The organism is Erythrobacter sp. JB2-19 (genome assembly GCF_057365005.1).
Genome location: NZ_CP200290.1, coordinates 1,066,377 through 1,087,718 on the forward strand (window position 1 = coordinate 1,066,377; position 21,342 = coordinate 1,087,718).

At 55.9% G+C, this 21,342-nt stretch carries 15 protein-coding genes and 1 pseudogene; 10 read left to right on the forward strand and 6 right to left on the reverse strand.

The genetic code is table 11. The features are described from left to right. The first annotated feature begins 171 nt into the window (after positions 1-171). The 3 genes and pseudogenes from AC0V6O_RS05140 to AC0V6O_RS05150 all read left to right on the forward strand — a co-directional run bounded on the left by AC0V6O_RS05140 (position 172) and on the right by AC0V6O_RS05150 (position 7,040). Positions 172-1,971: a BCCT family transporter gene (locus AC0V6O_RS05140; protein WP_486142114.1), complete on the forward strand. Its 1,800-nt coding sequence runs from the start codon at positions 172-174 to the stop codon at positions 1,969-1,971. 352 nt (positions 1,972-2,323) lie between these two features. After that, positions 2,324-4,966 (forward strand): TonB-dependent receptor, encoded by a 2,643-nt coding sequence (locus AC0V6O_RS05145; RefSeq protein ID WP_486142116.1) that lies wholly within the window; start codon positions 2,324-2,326, stop codon positions 4,964-4,966. A 111-nt stretch (positions 4,967-5,077) separates the two neighbouring features. Beyond that, positions 5,078-7,040, forward strand: a pseudogene (locus tag AC0V6O_RS05150) (tetratricopeptide repeat-containing sulfotransferase family protein). Positions 7,041-7,044: 4 nt separating this feature from the next. On the opposite strand, the gene AC0V6O_RS05155 reads toward AC0V6O_RS05150, so the two are convergent. The 3 genes from AC0V6O_RS05155 to AC0V6O_RS05165 all read right to left on the reverse strand — a co-directional run bounded on the left by AC0V6O_RS05155 (position 7,045) and on the right by AC0V6O_RS05165 (position 11,107). Further along, entirely contained in the window at positions 7,045-9,387 is a 2,343-nt protein-coding gene (locus AC0V6O_RS05155) for an EAL domain-containing protein (RefSeq protein ID WP_486142118.1), read from the reverse strand. A gap of 135 nt (positions 9,388-9,522) precedes the next feature. Beyond that, positions 9,523-9,981: a hypothetical protein gene (locus AC0V6O_RS05160; RefSeq protein ID WP_486142120.1), complete on the reverse strand. Its 459-nt coding sequence runs from the start codon at positions 9,979-9,981 to the stop codon at positions 9,523-9,525. Beyond that, entirely contained in the window at positions 9,959-11,107 is a 1,149-nt protein-coding gene (locus tag AC0V6O_RS05165) for a FecR domain-containing protein (RefSeq protein ID WP_486142122.1), read from the reverse strand. Before AC0V6O_RS05165 ends, AC0V6O_RS05160 begins: the two co-directional genes overlap by 23 nt. 163 nt (positions 11,108-11,270) lie before the next feature. On the opposite strand from AC0V6O_RS05165, the gene AC0V6O_RS05170 reads away from it, so the two are divergent. From AC0V6O_RS05170 to AC0V6O_RS05180, 3 genes are all read left to right on the forward strand, one after another. Continuing rightward, positions 11,271-12,884 (forward strand): ShlB/FhaC/HecB family hemolysin secretion/activation protein, encoded by a 1,614-nt coding sequence (locus AC0V6O_RS05170; RefSeq protein ID WP_486142124.1) that lies wholly within the window; start codon positions 11,271-11,273, stop codon positions 12,882-12,884. Between the two features lie 78 nt (positions 12,885-12,962). After that, entirely contained in the window at positions 12,963-14,123 is a 1,161-nt protein-coding gene (locus AC0V6O_RS05175; protein WP_486142126.1) for an alpha-hydroxy-acid oxidizing protein, read from the forward strand. A gap of 160 nt (positions 14,124-14,283) precedes the next feature. Continuing rightward, positions 14,284-14,448, forward strand: a complete 165-nt coding sequence (locus AC0V6O_RS05180) for a hypothetical protein (protein WP_486142128.1) — start codon at positions 14,284-14,286, stop codon at positions 14,446-14,448. A gap of 16 nt (positions 14,449-14,464) precedes the next feature. On the opposite strand, the gene AC0V6O_RS05185 is transcribed toward AC0V6O_RS05180, so the two are convergent. Beyond that, the gene (locus AC0V6O_RS05185; RefSeq protein WP_486142130.1) at positions 14,465-15,913 is read right to left on the reverse strand and encodes an NAD-dependent succinate-semialdehyde dehydrogenase; all 1,449 of its coding nucleotides are present in this window, start codon (positions 15,911-15,913) and stop codon (positions 14,465-14,467) included. Positions 15,914-16,084: 171 nt separating this feature from the next. Here AC0V6O_RS05185 and ald point away from each other — a divergent pair, with 171 nt between their 5' ends. From ald to AC0V6O_RS05205, 4 genes are all read left to right on the forward strand, one after another. Beyond that, complete coding sequence (ald, locus tag AC0V6O_RS05190; RefSeq protein ID WP_486142132.1) at positions 16,085-17,167, forward strand: alanine dehydrogenase; 1,083 nt, start codon at positions 16,085-16,087, stop codon at positions 17,165-17,167. Between the two features lie 219 nt (positions 17,168-17,386). After that, complete coding sequence (locus AC0V6O_RS05195) at positions 17,387-18,052, forward strand: alternative oxidase (protein ID WP_486142134.1); 666 nt, start codon at positions 17,387-17,389, stop codon at positions 18,050-18,052. Between the two features lie 68 nt (positions 18,053-18,120). Further along, the gene (locus AC0V6O_RS05200; RefSeq protein ID WP_486142136.1) at positions 18,121-19,227 is read left to right on the forward strand and encodes an S-(hydroxymethyl)glutathione dehydrogenase/class III alcohol dehydrogenase; all 1,107 of its coding nucleotides are present in this window, start codon (positions 18,121-18,123) and stop codon (positions 19,225-19,227) included. Then, the gene (locus AC0V6O_RS05205; RefSeq protein WP_486142138.1) at positions 19,227-19,595 is read left to right on the forward strand and encodes a cupin domain-containing protein; all 369 of its coding nucleotides are present in this window, start codon (positions 19,227-19,229) and stop codon (positions 19,593-19,595) included. Before AC0V6O_RS05200 ends, AC0V6O_RS05205 begins: the two co-directional genes overlap by 1 nt. Before the next feature lie 56 nt (positions 19,596-19,651). Here AC0V6O_RS05205 and AC0V6O_RS05210 read toward each other — a convergent pair whose 3' ends face one another. Together AC0V6O_RS05210 and maiA are read right to left on the reverse strand one after the other, a co-directional pair. Beyond that, the gene (locus tag AC0V6O_RS05210) at positions 19,652-20,662 is read right to left on the reverse strand and encodes a fumarylacetoacetate hydrolase family protein (protein WP_486142141.1); all 1,011 of its coding nucleotides are present in this window, start codon (positions 20,660-20,662) and stop codon (positions 19,652-19,654) included. Further along, the gene (maiA, locus tag AC0V6O_RS05215; protein ID WP_486142143.1) at positions 20,659-21,303 is read right to left on the reverse strand and encodes a maleylacetoacetate isomerase; all 645 of its coding nucleotides are present in this window, start codon (positions 21,301-21,303) and stop codon (positions 20,659-20,661) included. Before maiA ends, AC0V6O_RS05210 begins: the two co-directional genes overlap by 4 nt. Positions 21,304-21,342 lie beyond the last annotated feature (39 nt).

Consider the following 21,342-nt stretch of genomic DNA (forward strand, 5'->3'; position numbering starts at 1 on the left):
TGATTTGATACTGTCGCTATATTTGGCCGGCCAACGTGCAGTTGGTCTAGCGTAGACGCGCTCTTGACTGAAGCCGTATGTGGACGCGGCACCAGCGCTAGCGTTAAAGTTAGTATGGGCGTATTCATAAAGATCTAATCCGCCAGATTTGCAATGTGTGGCGGCTAACCTATGATCGTATCTTGCGCAGGGGGCCATTGTTTCGAGTTTGGCCTGGACTGCGTCGGGGAGATAATTATCCATAACGATACCGTCAGCGGCACGAGCGCGCCAACCAGCGCGCCGATTGCGCCTCCACTTGTTGATCTGCCAATTGGGACACACGACAGCGGCTTCTACGATGGCTTTAGTAGGGCGGTGACGATCCCGTCCAAGATTATCGTCTCCTTTATCATCATGTGGGCGATTTTCTTTCCGGTAAACGCGCTGGAGACCTTAGGCGCGGCCAACACATCGATTATATCGTTGTTTGGCGGCTGGTACATCTATCTCGTTGCCGCCTTAGTAGTGGTTTGCACGGCGCTGGCGCTGATCCCGCAATCGGGCAGTCTGCGGTTGGGTGCGCCGGATGAAAAGCCTGAATTTTCGCGCTTCTCCTGGTTTGCCATGCTGTTTGGTGCGGGCATCGGCATTGGGATGCTCACTTTCTCCACCGGAGAACCGTTGGCACACTTTGCCAACAATCCTGATATTATACGCGGCCAGATGGAGCCGCTGACGGCAGAAGCGGTGCGTCCCGCCTATCTGTACACCTTCCTGCATTGGGGTTTCGGGGCGTGGTGCACCTATGCCTTGGTGGGGTTGGGCATTGCCTATGTCGCGCATCGACGGGATCTGCCGCTTACAATCCGGTCCAGCCTTGCCCCTTTGTTTGGTAAGGTCATGTCAGGTCCAGCGGGTCATATCGTCGATGTTGTGGCGGTGGTCGCCACCATATTGGGGGTGGCCTACACGCTCGGTTTCGGTGTCGAGCAATTCGTCGCTGGCCTTTACCGAATTGGCATGGGCGGCTGGCTCATGACGGCCGGGGATGATGGGGCGCTCGCCGCATCAAATGCTGGTATCATAACCGCGCTATTGGTGCTGGTTGGAGCTTCTACGGTCAGTGCATTGTCCGGGGTTGGGCGTGGGATCAAATGGCTTTCTAACCTTAACATGGGGCTGTCTTTTGCCCTCTTGGCGTTGTTCGCGACCGTAGGGTCGGGACTGTATGGGCTTAAGCTGCTCGGTGTTGCGACCTGGGATTATGTCATCACCCTGCCGCAGCAATCTCTAGCACGCTTCATCTCCGATGGCAGCGAAGTGGGCGATGCTCTGGTCTCTTGGCAGTTGGGCTGGTCTGTTTCTTATTGGGCTTGGTGGATCGCCTTTGCGCCGTTTGTGGGTATGTTCATCGCACGGATCTCGCGTGGCCGAACCCTTCGCGAATATGTGTTCGGGGTGGCGATGGTGCCTTCGCTCATGTGCTTTGTGTGGATGGCGCTGGTAGGCGGCACTGCCATTGATCTGGAACTTAGCGGCGCTGCGGGTGGAGCTATCTTGGCGGCTCCTATGGCGGATCAGCTCTATGCGACTTTGGCTGTTATGCTTGGCGATGGGGTTGCACTGCTTGTCTCAGGCTTGGTCGTCGTGCTGCTGATGACATACCTTATCACATCGGCTGACAGTGCGATTCTGATCGTCAACACGATCAATGGTGCGGGTGAAGACGAGGGTTCGCGCCGCTATCATATCTTTTTCTGGGGCATTGCGTTGGCGTTTGTCGTTGGATCCATGCTGATCCTGGGCGGGATAGAGGCGATCCGTATCACTATGATCATCGGCGCATTGCCGTTCTCATTTGTGGTTCTGTTGATGATGGTCTCTATCGTGAAGGCTATCGTGTTTGACGTTGTGCGCAAACACCACGGCGTACCCACTACTGCGGAAGCATGCGAAGAATGGAATGAGAAAGTAATGGCAAAAGAATAACTTGCCTTATAGATCGATTGCCGTTGAGAGTAAAATTTTCGATATTTGCCATAACTTGGAAAATTTGAATACAAAGGCAGAGTATAATTCTGAAAATTTAAGAATAAAAAACTTATATCTATAAGTATGTGTTTCTTATTTCGCAAAATTCATTCTATATTTGCCAATGTTGTTATTTTGCAACATGACTTTTCTAAGTCCCCAAAATTTGGTCGCTAGCTGTGGCCGGGCCATGGATCGCTTGTTACCTGCCCCTTCAAGGGCGCGAAGTCTTTCTGATTGCGCTATTTTACTGACTCAGCGGCCCATTCGGGCATCGCGGGTCACCTAATGTCTATAGGGGACAAGCATAATGGTTAAGTTCGCAAGGCGCGCCTCAGTGAGTGCGCTGGCAATTGCTGTCGCATCACCAGCGGTCGCACAAGATGCGCCGGCAGGTGAAGCAGAAGAAGCGCGCGGCGGGGTTCCAACGATCGTTGTGACCGCGCAAAAGCGCAGTGAAGATTTGCAGGATGTGCCGGTATCGGTTTCTGCCATTGGTGAAGAGCAGCTCGATGAGTTGAACATCGATACATTCGAAGATTACCTCGATCAGCTACCGACAGTTACCGCCGGTGGCAGCGGCCCAGGCCAAAGTACGATCTATATTCGCGGCCTTGCATCAACCACGCCGAACCTCTCGGTTGCTGGTGTCGCAGGCCTTGCTCCCAACGTTGCGCTGTATCTCGATGAGCAACCGCTTGCGCAGCCAGGCCGTAATCTAGACGTTTACGCCGCTGACCTTGAGCGCATCGAAGTGCTCTCCGGCCCGCAAGGCACTCTGTTCGGTGCAAGCTCGCAAGCTGGCGTTGTCCGTTTGATCACCAACAAACCAGATCTGAGCGGATTTGACGCTGGGTTCTCTGGCGGTGTGTCTTTCACCAAGGGCGGTGAGGCGAGCTACAAAGCCGAGGCGATGGTCAATGTGCCCGTGACTGACACGTTTGCCCTGCGCGGCGTGGTGTTCCTCGATGATCAAGGCGGCTATATCGACAATGTCGCAGGCACTCGCAACGTCAGCGAAAGCGCGCGTTTCCGTCCATCGGGAACGGTCCGATCAAACGGTGTACCGGTAAACGCCAATCGCGGCGGTTTCCAGGCGGGCGCTGATCTGTCTGCGGTCACCTTCATCGACGCCGACAATGCTGGCTTGGTCGAAGACAATTTCAACGACACGCAATATTCCGGCTTCCGCGCGAGCGCTTTGTGGGAAGTGACACCTGACTGGAAAGTCACCTTGTCGCACACTCGCCAGAGCGTTGAATCTGACGGCGTGTTCTTCGCGGACCCAGATCTGGGCCTCGACAATCTCGAAATCCAGCGTTTTGAAGAAGATCGACTAGAAGACAATTTCTCGAACACCAGCTGGACGGTCGAAGGTCGTTTGGCGATGCTCGATATCGTCTACACCGGTGCCTACACCGACCGGGAAACCGAACAGCGGGTCGATTATTCCGACTATCTGTTCGTCGGCCAATACCTGCCGTATTACATTTGTGACGGTTCGGTCAGCTATCCCGGCGCTGCTGCGCCAAGTGGTACGTGCCAGGCGCCCAACCTGTTTGTCACCTCGGACAGCAACACCACTGTGTTCACACAAGAACTACGCTTCAGCACTCCGGCGGAAAATCGCTGGCGCGTGACGGCAGGTGGGTTCTACTCCGATCTCGAACTGCAAGAGCGCAACGATTTTGCCTATCCGGGCAATGTGCTGGCTCAGCCGTTTGGTCCATTCGCGCCTAACTTCCCGCAAGATGGCTTCATTACTGAAGAAGGTCCGTTTCCAGCGAGCACGATCTTCCGCAATGACATTCGCCGGACCGACGAGCAGTTTGGCATCTTTGGTGAAGCTAGCTTTGATCTCGTTCCAGATCTGCTGACTGCGACATTTGGCGCACGCTACTATGACGTCGAAGTTGATTTTGAAGGCAGTGCCAACGGCTCGTTCTGTAATTCGGGCGGAACCGACCAGAATGCATTCGGCACCAATATCAACGACCTGTATGATGGCGATGGGCAGTTCACCTTCATTGGTTCGTGTGATCCAGCCTTGCGCCAAACCTTCACTTTGGGCGATAGCATTGCCGATATTGAAGCTGCTGGCCTGAGCACCGCTCAGGCAACGCAAGTGTTCAACGCACTTCAAGCGCCTGACGTCGCTAAGACCAGCGGCACCATCTTCAAAGGCACACTGACCGTGACGCCTAACGAAGACATGCTGTTCTATGCGACCTATTCGGAAGGCTTCCGTCCGGGTCTGCTTAACCGTCCTGGCGGCGCGCAGGGTGCCAATGGTTTTACGGTTCCGTTTGAACTCGAAACCGATGAGGTTCAAAACTATGAGCTGGGTTGGAAGCTTGATCTGATTGACGGTCAGTTGCGCTTCAACGGCAGCGCGTTTTATGTCGACATCAGCAACCTGCAAACGACAATCTTCGATCCGAGCATCACCAATCTGTTCTTCTCAGACAATGCTGCCAATGCAGAAATCTATGGTCTGGAAGCGGACTTCACGATCGCTCCGTACGCGACACCTGGGCTGACAATTGCCGGTGCCTTCTCAGTGCTCGATACCGAGATTACCGAGGTTCTCACGCCGACCGATGATGTGGTTGCGGGAACAAACCTCGCCTTCGCACCGTCTTTCCAGGGTAATTTGCGGGTCCGCTACGAATGGGATCTGAGTGAAACTCTGGGTGCTTATATTCAGCCTCAAGTTAGCCATTCAGCCTCGAAGTTGACCGACATTATCGAGATCAACAAGCTTGAGCTCGACAGTTACACGTTGGTTGATCTGGCTGCAGGCGTAACCTCGGACAATTGGAAGTTTGAGATCTATGGTGAGAACCTGTTCGATGAGCGCGCCGAGATTTCGGGCAACTTCATCAACGATCGGGCTCGCATCACCACCAATCGTCCATTGACGGTCGGAATGCGGATTTCCTACGACTATTGATCTTACAAGATCGGCAAGACAATGCGGCGGGAATGGATCTTAGTGGGTTCATTTCCGCCGCTGTTGTTTTGGGCGCTAGGCTTATGCGGACAGGATTTGTAAGGCGGTGAAATGGCGACACGCGAAGAGCTGCTGAAAACTGCGCAAGAAGCGCTGCAACAGGGCCGCTTTGAAGAGGGGCTGGCGCAGGCGAGCTCTGTGCTTGCTGACAAGCCTGATGATGGCGAGGCGCTGTACCTGGCTGCGGTTGCATGCCGATACCTTGGGCGGCTGGATGATGCAGCAGACCACCTGGGAAAACTGCATGCCGCGATGCCAGAATATGGCCGGGCTTGGCAAGAAGAGGGGCATCTAGCGCTCGCTCAAGGTGAGAGTGAAAATGCGCTTGTCGCCTTTGCTCGCGCCACCCGGTTTAATCCAGCGCTTGAGGCCAGTTGGCGAGAACAAGCGCGCATCGCCAGCGGGGCAGGGCGCGCCGCAGAAGCTTCTGCTGCGAGCGCTCAGCAGCAAAGGCTCGCCACTCTGCCGCGCGAACTGATCGCAGTGACCAACCATTTGGCGGAAGGGCGCGTGCTGCGCGCAGAGGAGATCTGTCGATACTTCCTGCGTTCAAACCCCCGCAATGTTGAGGGGATGCGGCTGCTCGCCAAGATCGGCCTAGAGCTTGGTATTCTGGATGATGCGGAGTTTTTGCTGGAAAGCGCGGTGACGTTTGAGCCAGACAATATCCAGCTTAGGTTGGACTATATCGATGTGCTGCGCCGCCGGCAAAAGTTTGAGCGCGCGCGAGAAGAAGCGGACGCGCTTCATGCCGGCGACCCTGAGAACCCGCTATTCCAATCACGCCTTGCCATAGAAAGCATGCAGACAGGTGATTTTGACCGAGCATTCGAGCTGTTCGAAGCGGTGCTCGCGAAGCTCCCCCATGATGCCGCAACGCTGACCAGCATGGGCCATGCGCTCAAAACCAAGGGGCGCAGTGAGGATGCGATTTCGAGATATCGCGCGGCCATTGCGGCCAAGGCGGATCATGGCGATGCCTATTATGCGCTCGCTAATTTGAAGACTTACCAGTTCAGTGATGATGAACTGAATGTCATGAGCGAGCAGGTCTCTCGTCCGGATTTAGCCTTTATGGACCGGGTTCACCTGTCCTTTGCTCTGGGCAAAGCGCATGAGGATCGCGGCGATTATACGGCCAGTTTTGCCGCCTATGCGCGGGGCAATGACCTGAAACGCGCTCAGACCCGCTATAGCGCCGATGCAATGACCGCTGAGCTGGCGAAGCAGCGCGAACTGTGCAACGCTGAACTGCTCGAGAAACATGGTAGCGCAGGCCACGATGCGCCGGACCCGATCTTTATTCTTGGCCTGCCGCGGGCTGGATCAACACTGCTTGAGCAAATTTTGGCTAGCCACAGTCAGGTCGATGGAACGCTTGAATTGCCTGATATTCTCGCGCTCGCGCACAGGCTGCGCGGGCGAAAGGCTGGGCAATCGCTTTATCCAGCGGTGCTGCATGATTTGAGCGACGAGCAATTGGTGAAGTTTGGCGAGGATTTCATCAACAACACCCGTGTTCACCGGCAAGGCGCGCCGTTCTTCATCGACAAGATGCCCAACAATTTCCGGCATATTGGTCTGATTCATCTGATACTGCCCCACGCTAAGATTATTGATGCCCGCCGCGATCCGATGGATTGTTGCTTCTCCGGCTTTAAGCAACTGTTCGCCGAGGGGCAGGAGTTTACTTACGGCTTGACTGAGATTGGCCGCTACTACTCTGACTACGCCGCGCTAATGGAGCACTGGGACACAGTTTTGCCCGGCAAGGTGCTGCGCGTGCAGCATGAAGATGTGCTCGATGATCTCGAAGGGCAGACGCGACGGATGCTCGATTATCTGGGTCTGCCGTTTGAGGAGGCCTGTCTCAATTTCCATAAGACAGATCGTGCGGTGCGTACCGCCAGTAGCGAGCAGGTGCGCCAGCCGATCAATCGCAAAGGGCAGGGGGCACTGGAAGCCGTTTGAGCCGTATCTTGATGACCTGAAAAGCGCGTTAGGAAAGGCGTAGAGGATTACGCAGCTGCGGTGCTGTCTGACTGCGTTTGAGGTTCGTCAGATACTTTAAGAAACTCGAGAAACTCGGTCCAGTCCATTGGCTTACCGATTTCCCAGCCCTGCACATAGTCACACCCGAACTCGGCGAGCGCTTCTATCGTTGCCGCGTCTTCAACGCCCTCTGCAACGATGTCGAACGAGAGCGCATGGGCCAGATCGATCGTGGATTGCACCATAATCCGATCTGCGCGGTTCGCCACGAGGTCGCGCACGAAGCTTTGGTCGAGTTTGACCTCTTGTGCTGGGAAGCCTTGCAAATAGTTGAGCGTTGCCTGTCCCGTTCCGTAATCATCGATGGAAATACGTGCACCGGCATTGGTAAGGCGCTTCAACGTAGTTTTGGCCAGCTCCGGATCAGCCAACGGCGCGCTCTCTGTCACTTCCAGAGTGATTCCGGATGCGCCCTTGGCATGCGCCTCTTCCATCATCGCGATTGCGCTGTCGACGAAGGTGGCATCGGACAGCAATTGCGCGGAAATGTTGACGGCCAATTGCACCGGTTGCCCGGCTTCATTGGCTTCGCGGCTGCGCTCTAACGCTTTGGCGAGGACGAACTTGGTCAGCTCGCTGACCTGCCCCTTGTTCTCTAAGATAGGGATGAAGTCAGCTGGTGAGATGCTTCCCAGGGTTGGGCTGTTCCAGCGTACAAGACATTCCGCGCCGTAGATTGCTCTGTCAGATAGCCGCATTTTTGGCTGGAATACGATGTGAATGGCGCCGGTTTCCATCGCGTCATCAAGCTCACCCAGAATTTTTTGCTGGAACTGCGCCTCATCCTGAAGGCCGAGGGCGTTGGAAGACCAGTTCATGCCGCGGCGGCGCGCATATTCTGCGGCCGTCACAGCTTCGGCGATTGATCCTTGGGAACTGCCGAAGAAAGCTTTGATCTTCAGACGTTTTTCATCGAGTTCGAAGGGCGTGACGAAGCAAGATTGTGCCAGTGAAAAATGCTCATCCAGAGCATCCGTGTGATCTTGCGACACAAACCAAGCGAACATCGCGCGATCGATCCGGAACACTTGATCTGATTGTACGATCGCTGCCAGCCGCCTCGCAATCTTGCGTTCGATGCGAGGAAGATCGGAGCCAGAGACAATTGCCTCAATCTGATCGAAGTCATCAATCCTGGCGACTGCAATCAATTGCCGCGCCCGGTCGGCAAGTTCGATTTCCAGAGCGCGGCGATTGGGAAGGCCAGAGGCCCCGTCCGTGCGCCGCGCGTGGCGCAGTTTCAGCGCTGATGTGATCAGTCGGTGTAGTCCGATAAAACCAGTGAGCAAGATCATGATCGGAACGAGCTGGATGTAGGGCAGTGCGAATTGATCGAAGGTAAGTGCAATCGCGGTCGCCACCGCTCCGATGATTACTGTGCCCAAGGCCACTCGGGAGCGACTGCGAGAAAGCGTATGAAGCATCAATGCCAGCACCATAGATGTAAGGGCCAGTGGCAACCACGGCCCGCCGTCGCTGCGCATGCGATTTTGTAATAGAGTTTCAGCGGCTTGTGCTTGAATAACGACACCAGGCCGAACGCCGAAAAGGGCGGTTGGATAGCGATCACCTAGCTCAATCGCCGTTGCACCGACCATGATGCGTTTTCCAAGGACTTGCTCATGCGCGACTTTCCCCTCGAGTAAGTCGATGAATGAAATCCTCGCTATGGTGTCGGGATCAATCGCCTGATCGACGCGGAAATACTGATCGATCCGCCCGTGTTCTTCCGCAACCATGCTCGCGATTGAGGGGCGGGGGACATCATTGGTAGAAACGCCATAGGGGTAGAATTCAATGCGTCCGTCTGCGTTTGGAACCACATTAACGGCTGAAAGAAACGCGTGTTTGCGAAACTCAGGCAGAGGTAGGGCTTCGGTAACAGCTTTGCCTTCTTTGGCCCGATTTTCCTGTCGGAAGGTGGGCAGGACAACTGACCCTCCCAATTGCTTTAGCGCGTTAGCAAAACGAGTGTCTTGCTCAGGTGTTGAACGTGATGAGAAATCAACGTCGAAGGCGATTTGTTCAGCGCCCAAGCGATCCAATTCAATAATGGCATCGGCGTAGAGGTGGCGCGGCCAAGGCCATTGATCAAGCGCTTGGATTGAGCGCCCATCGATTTCCAGAATGACGATCTCGCCTGTGGCTTCGCTGATCCGTAGCTGGTCACGATTGTCGCGCAGGGTTTCCTCGGCATTACCCGACAGCCCGCTTAGCGTTGCCAGAGAGGTGATGATCAGCGCCACTACGAAGGCGATTCCACGCGCAGCATTGCCCAGCATTTTGACCGAGGCGTTGGCTAGTCGCACGCAATTACTCCAATTGGGCGACTGAATGCCGCTACGAAGTGAATGCGTATAGCCAGAAAGGGTTTAAGCGAAGTTTCGCTCGTATTTAATCTAATGTATCAAAGCCTTGTAGACTTCTAAGGCAATGCGAACGGTCTAGTTGTTTTTGCCACGACCTAGGCCTCTGCCGCGCCTTTTGCCATGTTCGCCGCCTTCGCCGCGCTCTCCGCGTTCTCCGAAATCGTCGTCTTCATCTTCATCAGCGGCAGCCAGACCGAGGTTCAGATCGACCCCCAAATCGACATCCGTGCCGCCTTCACCGCCTAAATCTACGCCGAAATCTATACCGACGCCGTTATCGGCGCCATCGCCAGTCGGGCCGCCATTGCCGTTCCCGTTGCCGTTGTTCCCCTTGCCGTTTCCGCCGCCTTTACCATTGCCGATACCATTGTTACCGCGGAAACTGCCGTTGCCGTTATTATTGGTGCCGAGTCCCAGACCAGCGGCAATATCTACTTCGTCGTCACTGCTGTCATCGGTTGGTCCACCAATACCCGCATTGAGACCGACATCGTCATCAGGCTCATTCGCATCATCGGAGGGGGGAAACGCCACCGTTGCTGCTCTTATTCGGATTTGCACCGCCAGAGCAATTGGGGACGCCGGCGCAAGACCCGTTGGGTTGATCTTCCGCAAAGACGAGCCCAGAGCCACCGGCATCTTGATCATCTTGGTCATCAGCAGCGCCGATATCGACTGCGCCTGAGTCAGTGCTTTTTGCAATAGGAGCTGCGTCGCTGCTATCGACTTGAGTGACGGTTTCAGTGACCTCGCTCTGATCAACTTCAGGTTCCGAGATGACAAAATCTTGAACGGTGCTGCTAACACCTTCGTTGCGGCTGTCGGTCAGGTCGTTGTTTGCAGTGTCATTGGCGTCGCTCGGACTTTCAGGTCGGGCACCAATGGCAATTTTTAGTCCCGATGCAGCTCCGTTTGCGCGACCTGGGCCTGTTTGGGGCGAGCGTGGGGCGGCCAAAGGCTGTCCGCGATTGACGCCGGGTGTGCGATCAGAATTGCTGTTCGCGCTGGCGATAGATGTGGCAGTTCTGGATGCAGGCTGGCTTAGAGCAGGCACAAAGCTTGGGCTGCCGCGTACGGTCGCGTCCTTAGAATCGGGACCATCGGGATCATTTGAAATGACGATCAAGTCGCCAATCGCATCAGCTTCGACCAATCCGACCAAGCCAGGCGTCAGCAATGCTGCTTCCAGATCATCGCCGGTTGTGACTTCAACCGCACCTTCGGTAACCTGCACGCTGGTGCCATCTTCGCCGACCGAAACGTTGAACGTCGTGCCTTTGACAACAGCTGCCATGAACGGTGTCTCAACGCCAAAATGCGGCGTGCTCTTCTTCTCAATTTTAAACAGCACATTGCCGAGATATTGGAAGATTTGCGTAACCGGTCCGGCCTTTTCGGGCTCAGCAATGCGAATATGCGCCTTCGGCGACACAACAACATATTCTTTGCCGCGAACCAAAACAGCACGGGCGCCTTTGCCTGTGCGGATTACATCGCCTTCGTTAAGGCGGCTGTTCTTACGAGCCTGAATGACATTATCGCCGCGTGTGATCGTGACAGATCCGCTGGCCTCGGAAACACTCCACCCACTGCTGGCAATGGCGCTGGTGCTGGCCATCAGCGCGGCAACAACGAGAGATTTCTTGGCAAGGCGGATCATTGGTTAGTCTCAAATAGTATTACAATTGGTGCAAGTATGCCTTTGAACCCGGGCCTCTAAAGGAGTGCTGAAGCGGAGTGGCTAACATTTCCCTAACTGGCTTAAGGGTAAGGGTTTATTAGCTGGCTGCGGCTAGGCGCACGCCTCCAATCAGGAGGTTTCAATGCGTTTAACCAAGGCAGTTTTGTTGGGTGCATGTCTATGCATCGCAGCGCCTGCGTTGAATGCGCAGGAGACCGGCAATGCGCCGCGGATTGCAATGCTATCGGTGATGCAGAGCGGGGATGAGGTTATATCCCAGCAGACTGAGCAACCCGTCGAAGAGCAAGAAAGCGATCATATTGGCGCGATTGTCATTCTAGGTAATGAGGCGATCGACGATGCGCGTTATCAGGCGGCCATTGAGGGGTTTTTCGGGGAAGAACGTAGCGAAGAGGTATTGGCTCAACTAACCAAACAGATCGCCGATCTCGCGAAGGAAGAAGGCTATGCCTACGCCAAGGCGGATATCCTCGAGAATGACAATGGCTTTGGCGTCGTTCAAATTTCGATCGACGAGGGTCGCATCGATTCAATTGAGATCAATGGCTATGACAACGCTCAGGCCCGCCGAATTTTGAGCCGGTTGCAAGGCAAGCCTGCACAGCAAAGCGATTTGGAAGCAGCGTTGCTATTGGTCACTGATATTCCATCGGTGCGTCTAAAGGACGCCAAGATCGCGCGCCGCGATGGTCGTGCCGTCTTAGTGGTCAATCTGGAGCAGTCAAAAGATCGCTACCAGATCCAGGCGGACAATTACGGTACGCGTTCGTTCGGTCCGTACCGCGCAGTGGCCTCCACCCAGCAGACTGATGTGCTGAGTTCTTCGGATCAGCTTTATGCCGCTCTGCGGATCAATCCCGTTGATCCAGACGAATTGCTTTTTGTTTCTGGCTCTTATCAGACACAGCTCAACAGCTCCGGCCTTACCGCAGGGATTAACGGCTCTATCGGCTCTACCTCGCCAGAGGGGCCATTCGGCGACAGTGACGTAAATGGAGATTCGCTGAGAGCAGGAATATCGCTCGATCAACCGATAATCAGATCGAAGGACAAAAGCCTTTGGGTCAATGGCAATGTCTCATACCTCGCCATTGAACAGGATGAGCTAGGGCAAATGCTCCGTGACGACACAATCGTCACAGCCTCGATTGGCATTACGACGCAATGGGCGGTCGCTGGCGGACGTGTTCGCGCCGGGGCAAGCCATGTTCGTGGACTTGGTATCTTGGGCGCAAGCAGACGCGGAGATCCGCTTGTTTCGCGCAGAGACGGCGACGGCGTGTTCTCCAAAGTGTCGTTCTGGGGCGATGCGCGTTTGCCGGTTGCTGGCCGATTTGATGTGTATTTCGCAGCTGGAGGCCAGATCGCGGACCGTCCGCTGTTGGCTTCGCAAGAAATGGCACTGGGCGGGCCGTTCCGCACGCGCGGCTACGATTTTAGCGAAGTCCTGGGTGAGGAAGGTGTCTATGGCTTGGCTGAATTGAGATATCGCTTCTCACCTGACAAATTGCCGTTCGACTTTCTCCAGCTCTACGCCTTTCTCGATGGCGGTTATGTCACGGATATTGGCACGGGCGTGGGCGAGGGTTCGTTGTTTTCTGCTGGGCCAGGCGTGCGCGGCCGTATCGGGCCAGTCGGTTTCGAAGTTGAAGGTGGCTTTCCTTTGGGAGGCAGTGCCGAAAGCGGCGACGACAATTCGCCTGAGCTGAACGTGCGCGCCGGGATCAACTTTTAGACGGCAACAAAACCATTTGCCTAAAACTCGGCTTCGTCTCAAGCTCTCATGTAAAATTGCAATGAGAGAGGATGCGCGATGAGCTATTTCGGAGCGATGCAGAACGAGATCTATAATGCTGGACTGCAAGGTGTTTTGCCTGAGTTTCCAGTCGATTTTGCAACGCTAGAAAAGCGCGCGCACGAGGCACTTGGTCCATCGATGACCAATTATGTCGCGGGCGGATGCGGTGATGAGCACACTCAGAATAGCAACTCGTCTGCCTTCCAGCATTGGGGCATGATCCCGCGCATGATGGTCGACGCTCAGGAACGAGACCTCTCGATTGATCTGTTTGGCATGAAGCTGCCAACACCATTATTCATGGCGCCGATTGGTCTGACGGGCGAGGCGACGCAGGACAAGCATGGCGACATCGCAGCTGCGCAGGCCGCGGCAGCGACAGGTGTGCCGCTGTGCGCTTCGACGCTGGCAAACGACAGCATGGAGCATGTCCACGCCGCATGCGGCGACACTCCCGGTTTCTTTCAGCTTTATACCCCGCGTCACAAGGGGCTCGCCGAAAGCTTGATTGGCCGAGCAGAAGCCGCTGGATACAAGGCCCTTGTGGTTACGCTCGACACGTGGGTAACAGGCTGGCGTCCGCGTGATCTTAACGCCTCGAATTTCCCGCAATTGCGCGGCAAAGTGCTACACAATTATTTCTGCGATCCGGTGTTTCGCTCACTGCTTGAAAAGCCGCCAGAAGATGATCCCAAGACGGCAATCATGACCTGGGCTGCGACCTTCGGCCAGGTGCTGACTTGGGACGATATGAAATGGCTGAAATCGGTCACGAAGCTACCGATTGTGCTGAAGGGTATTTGCCACCCAGATGACGCGAAGAAAGCCGTCGATACGGGCGCTGATGGGATTTATTGTTCCAATCACGGTGGGCGTCAGGCGAATGGCGGGATTGCGACAATTGACCTGCTCGAGGACGTGGTGAAGGCTTCTGGTGATGTACCGGTGCTGTTCGACAGCGGCATTCGCTCCGGCACTGATGTGGTGAAGGCATTGGCCTTGGGCGCCGCGGCTGTAGGCGTGGGTAGGCCCTACACATACGGGCTCGCCCTAGGCGGCGCGAAGGGCGCAGAGTTCGTACTTAGGTCGATCTTGGCTGAGGCGGATTTGCTGATGGCGGTGAACGGTTACCCAACTTTGGAGGCTGTGCGCGCAGCTGGTGCACAGAGGGTCTAAGCTACCTTTCACCCTCTCTTAAGCAGTGTGACCGGCTGAGAAAGCCAGCCCGCACAGTTTCTTAAATGAAAGATACGACTCCATTTCCAGATTATTAGGTGTTAGCCCTTAGGCAGCTAAATATAGCGATTCGGGGCAATCGCCCCTCGGGGAAGCAGAAATGGAAATACCGACGATCAGGTCGAGTGGCCCAGACGCGATGGGCCGGACGGTTCAACTTCAGGACGAATTCTCGCGCCGAGCGCGCTGGGGGCGGATTAGGCCGATGGAAAGCCGCGGACCAATGCGCCGCATTCTCTCGCGCGTTGTCCCGCTACTCGATTAAGCTCTACAAGCTTCCCTCACCCGGATTTGGCCACGGTGACTAGCTTCGTCTCGGTGTATCCGAGATAGCCTTCTTCGCCGCTTTCTGATCCAAATCCACTGTCACCGATGCCACCGAAAGGTGTTTCGGGAGATCCAACGGCGAAATGGTTGATTGCTACCATTCCAGCCCGCAACGCGTTGCCTAAATAATGGCTCTCATCCAGATCAGCGGTGAAAGCGTAAGCTGCGAGACCATAGCGTAGTGAGTTCGCAATCTTCACCGCCTCTTCTATGTCGTCATATGGCACAATCCCAGCGACAGGACCGAAGGGTTCCTCCGTCATCAACCGGCTATCGATTGATGGGCTAGCAACCACCGTAGGACTGAAAAAATGCCCGGGGCCATCCATCGCTTTGCCGCCGGTTATGATCTCCCCCTTTGTTCCGCCAAGCGCCCCCATCAAATCCTGCATAGCCGCAACGCGTCCTGCGTGGGCGAGCGGACCCATTTCAACGCTGTCATCTGCGCTGGCATTACCGACTTTAAGACTGCCTGCACGGGCCGCAAACTCGCTTACAAAATTTTCGTAGATGTCACGTGCCACAAGAAAGCGTGTTGGCGAGACGCAAACTTGCCCCGCATTGCGGAATTTTGTTGCTGCGCAGGCTGCCACAGTGCGATCAAAGTCTGCGCTTTTGCCGATGATTACGGGTGCATGCCCGCCGAGTTCAGCCGTAAAGCGTTTCAGACCTTTAGCGGCCAATGCTCCTAATTGTTTTCCGATAGCTGTCGAACCGGTAAAGCTGATTTTGCGTATCGGTTCGGCGGTGAGGAGATGTTCTGAAATCTTGGCCGGATCACCATATACTAGGTTAATCGCACCTGCAGGCACTCCTGCATCGACAAAACACTCAACCAACATTTGAGCGCAGGCTGGCGTAGTCTCTGCTGGTTTCAGGATGCACGAACAACCAGCAGCCAGCGCACCGGCCAATTTCTTGGCTGGTAAGTTGATCGGGAAATTCCAAGGCGTGAAGAGTGCAGCTGGGCCGATCGGCTCATGTGTAACACGCTGCTGTAGAAGGTTGCTTCCTCTTACAGGAACTAGACGGCCACCTTGTCGCTTTGCCTCTTCTCCCATGAAGTCGATAATTTCGGCCGCACCAGTGATTTCCGCAGACGATTGAGCGAGTGGTTTGCCAACCTCCAGCGTCATCACCCGTGCGATCTCAGGCGCGCGCTCGCGGAGAAATTCGCCAGCGCGGCGAAGGATCTTGTGCCTCTCCGCTCCAGGGGTCGCAGCCCACTTGGGAAACGCCTCTTGCGCAGCGGCAACTGCAGCATTGAGTTGTTCGATCGAAACTTTGGGACAGTCAGCAATCTTTTCTTCGGTCGCTGGGTTGGTGATCGGCATCGTACCATCGCCGCCATCTGTCACCCATTCTCCGCCGATCAGCATTTGGATTTGAGTATAGGCTGTCATGGCAATTCTCCAGGCTAATATGCGCGTGCCGATCATTACGCGGTGATGTGCGAGCAGTCTCACCAAACCCAGTCAAGGAAAGCAAGCATGTTTGTTTCAATTGTAACTTTGTTACGCGTCGCCTAAGGCCGAGTCGAACCCAATGTACCCATATTCCCCCAGGAGTTCGGCATGCTTGTTGGCGTCCCTAAAGAAATCAAAACCCATGAATATCGTGTTGGTCTGACCCCAGAGGCCGCGCGTGAATATATCGCTGCGGGCCATCAGGTGCTTGTCGAGACCGGAGCGGGCCTAGGCATTAGTAAGGATGACGATGTTTACCGCGCGGCCGGCGCGCAGATCGCTGCTGATGCCTCAGAGGTGTTCGCGAAAGCTGACATGATTGTGAAGGTCAAAGAGCCTCAGCCAGGCGAGTGGGTGCAACTGCGTGAGGGCCAGATCCTCTTCACATATCTCCATTTAGCGCCTGATCCCGATCAAGCACGCGGCCTGATGGATGCGGGCGTATCAGCAGTCGCCTATGAGACGGTGACGGATCGCCATGGCGGTCTCCCCTTGCTTGCTCCGATGAGCGAGGTCGCAGGTCGCCTTTCGATTGAAGCTGCGGGCATGGCTCTGCGCGCGAACAATGGTGGACGCGGCACTTTGATGGGCGGCGTACCCGGCGTGCTGCCTGCCAAAGTGGTTGTGCTAGGTGGTGGTGTCGTCGGAACGCAGGCAGCGCGGATGGCCGTGGGCATGGGCGCGAATGTCGAGATTTTTGATCGCTCGCTGCCGCGGATCCGCCAGCTTGATGATATGTTCCAAGGGCGTGCGACAACGCGCTACTCCACCTCTTCAACGATCGAGCAAGCGATCACCGATGCGGACGTCGTGGTTGGCGCGGTCCTGATCCCCGGCGCCAGCGCCCCGCATCTGGTCACGCGCGAAATGCTGGGCTTGATGAAGAACCGCGCGGTTCTGGTGGATGTTGCGATTGACCAAGGCGGCGCGTTCGAAATGTCAAAGCCGACCACGCATGAGGCCCCGACCTATGAGGTCGATGGGATCATTCACTACTGCGTTGCCAATATGCCCGGCGCGGTGCCGCTCACGTCGAGCTATGCGCTCAACAATGCGACCCTGCCATTTGGATTGGCGCTGGCGAACAAAGGCGTTGCTGCTTGTGAAGAAGACCCGCACCTCGCGCCCGGTTTGAATGTGCATCAGGGCAAGATTGTGAACCAAGCGGTGGCGGACAGTCTCGGCTTCTAATCCAGGCTAGCCGACCGGTTCTGGCCGTCAAGGTTTGACCTTTGCCGGAGGCTGTGAGGACTTGCAAAAAACTGAACATATGCTGCCGTGAATCCTATGTTTATTCTGGATCAGAACGGCCATTTAGGCGTTGGATACACGAAACATGTCTGAATATGGTCGCGGCGCGCGGAGGGGTTTCAACTCCCCAGACGCTAAGCGGTTCTAAGGAGGTGGCAAATGAAACATTTCAACACCGCACCACAGGTTCGCGACGTGAACTTGGACGCAGAGTTGGATAGTCATATCGCGCCGGTAACGACCAGCGACAAGATTGCCTTTACATTTGTCAAAATGCTGCGGTTCTTCGCCGATAGGTTCTTTGCAAAACGATATGGCCACCGAGCGGTGGTGCTGGAGACTGTCGCCGCTGTGCCTGGAATGGTGGGCGGCCTGTGGCAGCACCTAAAGGCGCTACGTTATATCCGCGATGATGAGGGTTGGATCCGCACTTTGCTCGAGGAAGCAGAGAACGAGCGGATGCATCTGATGACCTTTATCAAGATCGCTGCTCCCAATCGGTTTGAGCGCATGCTGATCATGGTGACGCAGTTGATCTTCTACAATTTCTACTTCTGGCTTTACCTGTTTGCGCCGCGCACTGCGCACCGCGTGGTCGGCTATTTCGAAGAGGAAGCGGTCATTAGCTACACCCAATATCTGGCTGAAGTTGATGCAGGGCGGCATGACAATGTGCCGGCTCCGCAAATCGCCATCGACTATTGGCAATTGCCAGAAGATGCGCGGCTGCGCGATGTGATTATCGCCGTTCGCGCTGATGAGGCGGAGCATCGCGACGTCAACCACGATTTTGTGACTGTGATCGACCGCAAGCGCGCTGATTGATCTGAGCGCTTGACGCGGCGACCGTGCTGGTGTTGCGTCCTTCTCGATTTGACCGAGAGAGACGCACCATGAAAACCAGAGCCGCCGTTGCATTCCAGCCCAAGCAACCGCTTGAGATTGTAGAGCTAGATCTGGAGGGCCCAAAGGCAGGTGAAGTCCTGGTCGAGATTATGGCGACCGGGATTTGCCACACCGATGCCTACACTCTGGACGGGTTGGATAGCGAAGGCCTGTTCCCGAGCATTTTAGGCCATGAAGGCGCTGGCATTGTGCGAGAGGTTGGCGCGGGCGTGACATCGGTTGTACCCGGCGATCATGTCATTCCGCTCTACACGCCGGAATGTCGGCAGTGCAAAATGTGCCTGTCTGGCAAGACCAATCTGTGCAGTGCGATCCGCGAGACGCAGGGCAAAGGCTTGATGCCCGATGGCACCTCGCGCTTCAGCTATAAAGGCGAGGCGATTTACCACTATATGGGATGCTCGACCTTCTCTAACTTCACCGTTCTGCCGGAAATCGCGGTCGCCAAAATTCGTACCGATGCACCGTTTGAAAACGCGTGTTATATCGGTTGCGGCGTGACGACAGGCGTGGGCGCAGTCACCAATACGGCGCAGGTGAAGCCGGGCGATAATGTCGTCGTGTTCGGTCTTGGCGGCATCGGCCTAAACGTGATCCAAGGTGCAAAGATGGCCGGCGCAGACCGGATTGTCGGCGTGGACTTGAACCCCGCTAAACGTGAATGGGGCGAGAAGTTCGGCATGACCGATTTCGTAAACCCCAAAGAGACATCTGATGTGGTGAGCCATTTGGTGGAAATGCTGGACGGCGGCGCAGACTATTCGTTTGATTGTACCGGCAATACGGATGTCATGCGGCAGGCATTGGAATGCTGTCATAAGGGCTGGGGCACCAGCATCGTCATCGGTGTGGCGGAAGCGGGGAAAGAGATTACCACGCGCCCGTTTCAACTGGTGACGGGGCGCAATTGGCGCGGTTCCGCCTTTGGCGGTGCGAAGGGCCGGACCGATGTTCCGAAGATCGTCGACTGGTACATGCAGGGCAAAATTGCGATCGATCCGATGATCACTCACACGTTGACGCTGGAGGAGATCAACAAAGGCTTTGACCTGATGCACTCTGGCGAGAGCATCCGCAGTGTGGTGCTGTATTGATGGGGAGTGAAACCCCGAGCAAGGTGAATCTGGCCGACAAGTTTGCGCTGTTCGAAGAGACATGGGCGCCGCGTCTTGCTACGCACTACAATGGCAATGAGGTCCGCCTCGCAAAGGTTGATGGTGAGTTCCACTGGCACAAGCACGACGATACAGATGAGCTGTTTCTCGTGATCGAGGGTGCGCTCGATATGGAGTTTCGCGAGCGCACTGAGCACCTGTCAGCTGGCGAGATGATTGTCGTTCCGCGCGGTATTGAACATCGCCCCTGCGCGAGGCAGGGCGAGGTCAAACTGCTGGTCATGGACGCCGATGGCACAGCCAACACCGGCGATGAGGCAACGGCTTTCACTCCGATCGAGGTTTGACGATTTGAATGAGCAACGGCGGTGTTATCGCCGCGCTCTTAAGTAGGAAAGTGGCTTTAGACCGCCACGACCTTCTGCTCGATCGCGCCAAAGATCGAATGGTTGTCCTTATCGCGCATTTCGATCTTCACGCTGTCGCCCTCTTGCATGAAGCGCGTTGTCGCCTCGCCATTTGCAATCGTTTCGATCATGCGGATTTCCGCGATGCAGCTGTAGCCAAGCCCACCTTCAGCAACCGGCTTGCCTGGGCCGCCATCTGCGCCCTTGTTGCTGACGGTGCCGGAGCCAACGATAGAGCCGGCACACAGACTGCGGGTCTTGGCCGCATGGGCGACCAATTGCGCGAGGTTGAACGTCGCATCTCTGCCTGCTTCCGCTCGGCCAAATGCCTCGCCATTGTAGTCGACCATCAGCGGCAGATGCACGAGGCTATCCGCCCATGCATCGCCGAGTTCATCCGGTGTCACCGCAACCGGTGAGAATGCACTGGAAGGTTTGGACTGGAAGAAGCCAAAGCCCTTGGCGAGCTCACCTGGAATCAGCCCGCGTAGGGACACGTCGTTTACTAGCATGATCAGCTTGATATGGTCGGCGGCCTCCTCCGCCGACACGCCCATTGGCACATCGTCGGTCACCACGGCGACCTCGCCCTCCATATCGCAGCCCCATGCCGGATCGCCGAGCGGGATGTTGGCGCGCGGCGGCAGGAAGCTGTCAGAGCCGCCCTGGTACATTAGAGGATCGGAGTAGAAGCTTTCTGGAACCTCGGCACCGCGCGCTTTGCGCACCAGCTCAACGTGATTGATGTAGGCACTGCCATCGGCCCATTGGTAAGCGCGCGGCAGAGGCGAATGCGCCTCACGCTCGTGAAAGCGTTCGCATGGAACGGCTTGATGCTCGACATCGGTGGCGAGCACTTCCAATTGCGGGGCAATCCGTTCCCAATCATCAAGTGCAGCCTGCATAGTCGGTGCGATGTACCCCGCCGCACAGCAGCGCGTGAGATCCTTCGACACAACGACCAATTTACCATCGCGGGTGCCATCATTGAGCGTTGCTAATTTCATGCGGAGTTCTCCGGGTTGTCGGGTTGATTGTCTGGGTGGGCGCGTTGGAATGCGGGCAAGGCAAGGCACGCCGCCTCAATCCGTGCGATGTGCCCATGTGCATCAACGTCGTATTTGAAGCGCCGCGCGTTGTAGACTTGCGGTAGCAGCACTGTCTCAAACAGGCCCGGCGCATCGAGCAGGAAGTCGCCTGTATCAAGCTGAGCCAATCGCGCCTCGACCGGTTCCAGTGTGCGCGCCAGCCAGTGGCGATACCACGTGTCGATGGCTTCTTGCGATTGGCTGTACTCGTGCTTGAGGTACTTCAAGACCGGTAGGTTGAGCGGCGCGTGCAGTTCTGTCGCGATGGCATAGGTCAGTTCACGCACGGTGTAGCGTGCCTCAATATCGCGCGGCATCAGCGGTTTGTCTGGATAGGCCTCGTCCAGCCATTCTAGCAGAGCCATGCTCTGCGCGCGGTCGCGGCCATCAGCCTCCAGCATGGGCACAGAGCCGAACGGATTGCGGCTGGTGAATGCCTCACCCTTTTGCTCAGAAGCGAGCAAGTTCACCGGCACATTCTCGTAGCCGAGACCTTTCAACTCCAGCGCAATGCGCAGGCGGTAGCTGGTTGAGCTGCGGAAGTAGCCATGCAACTTCACGGTGTTTTGTCCTCGGCGAATCGAGCCACCCACACCCTC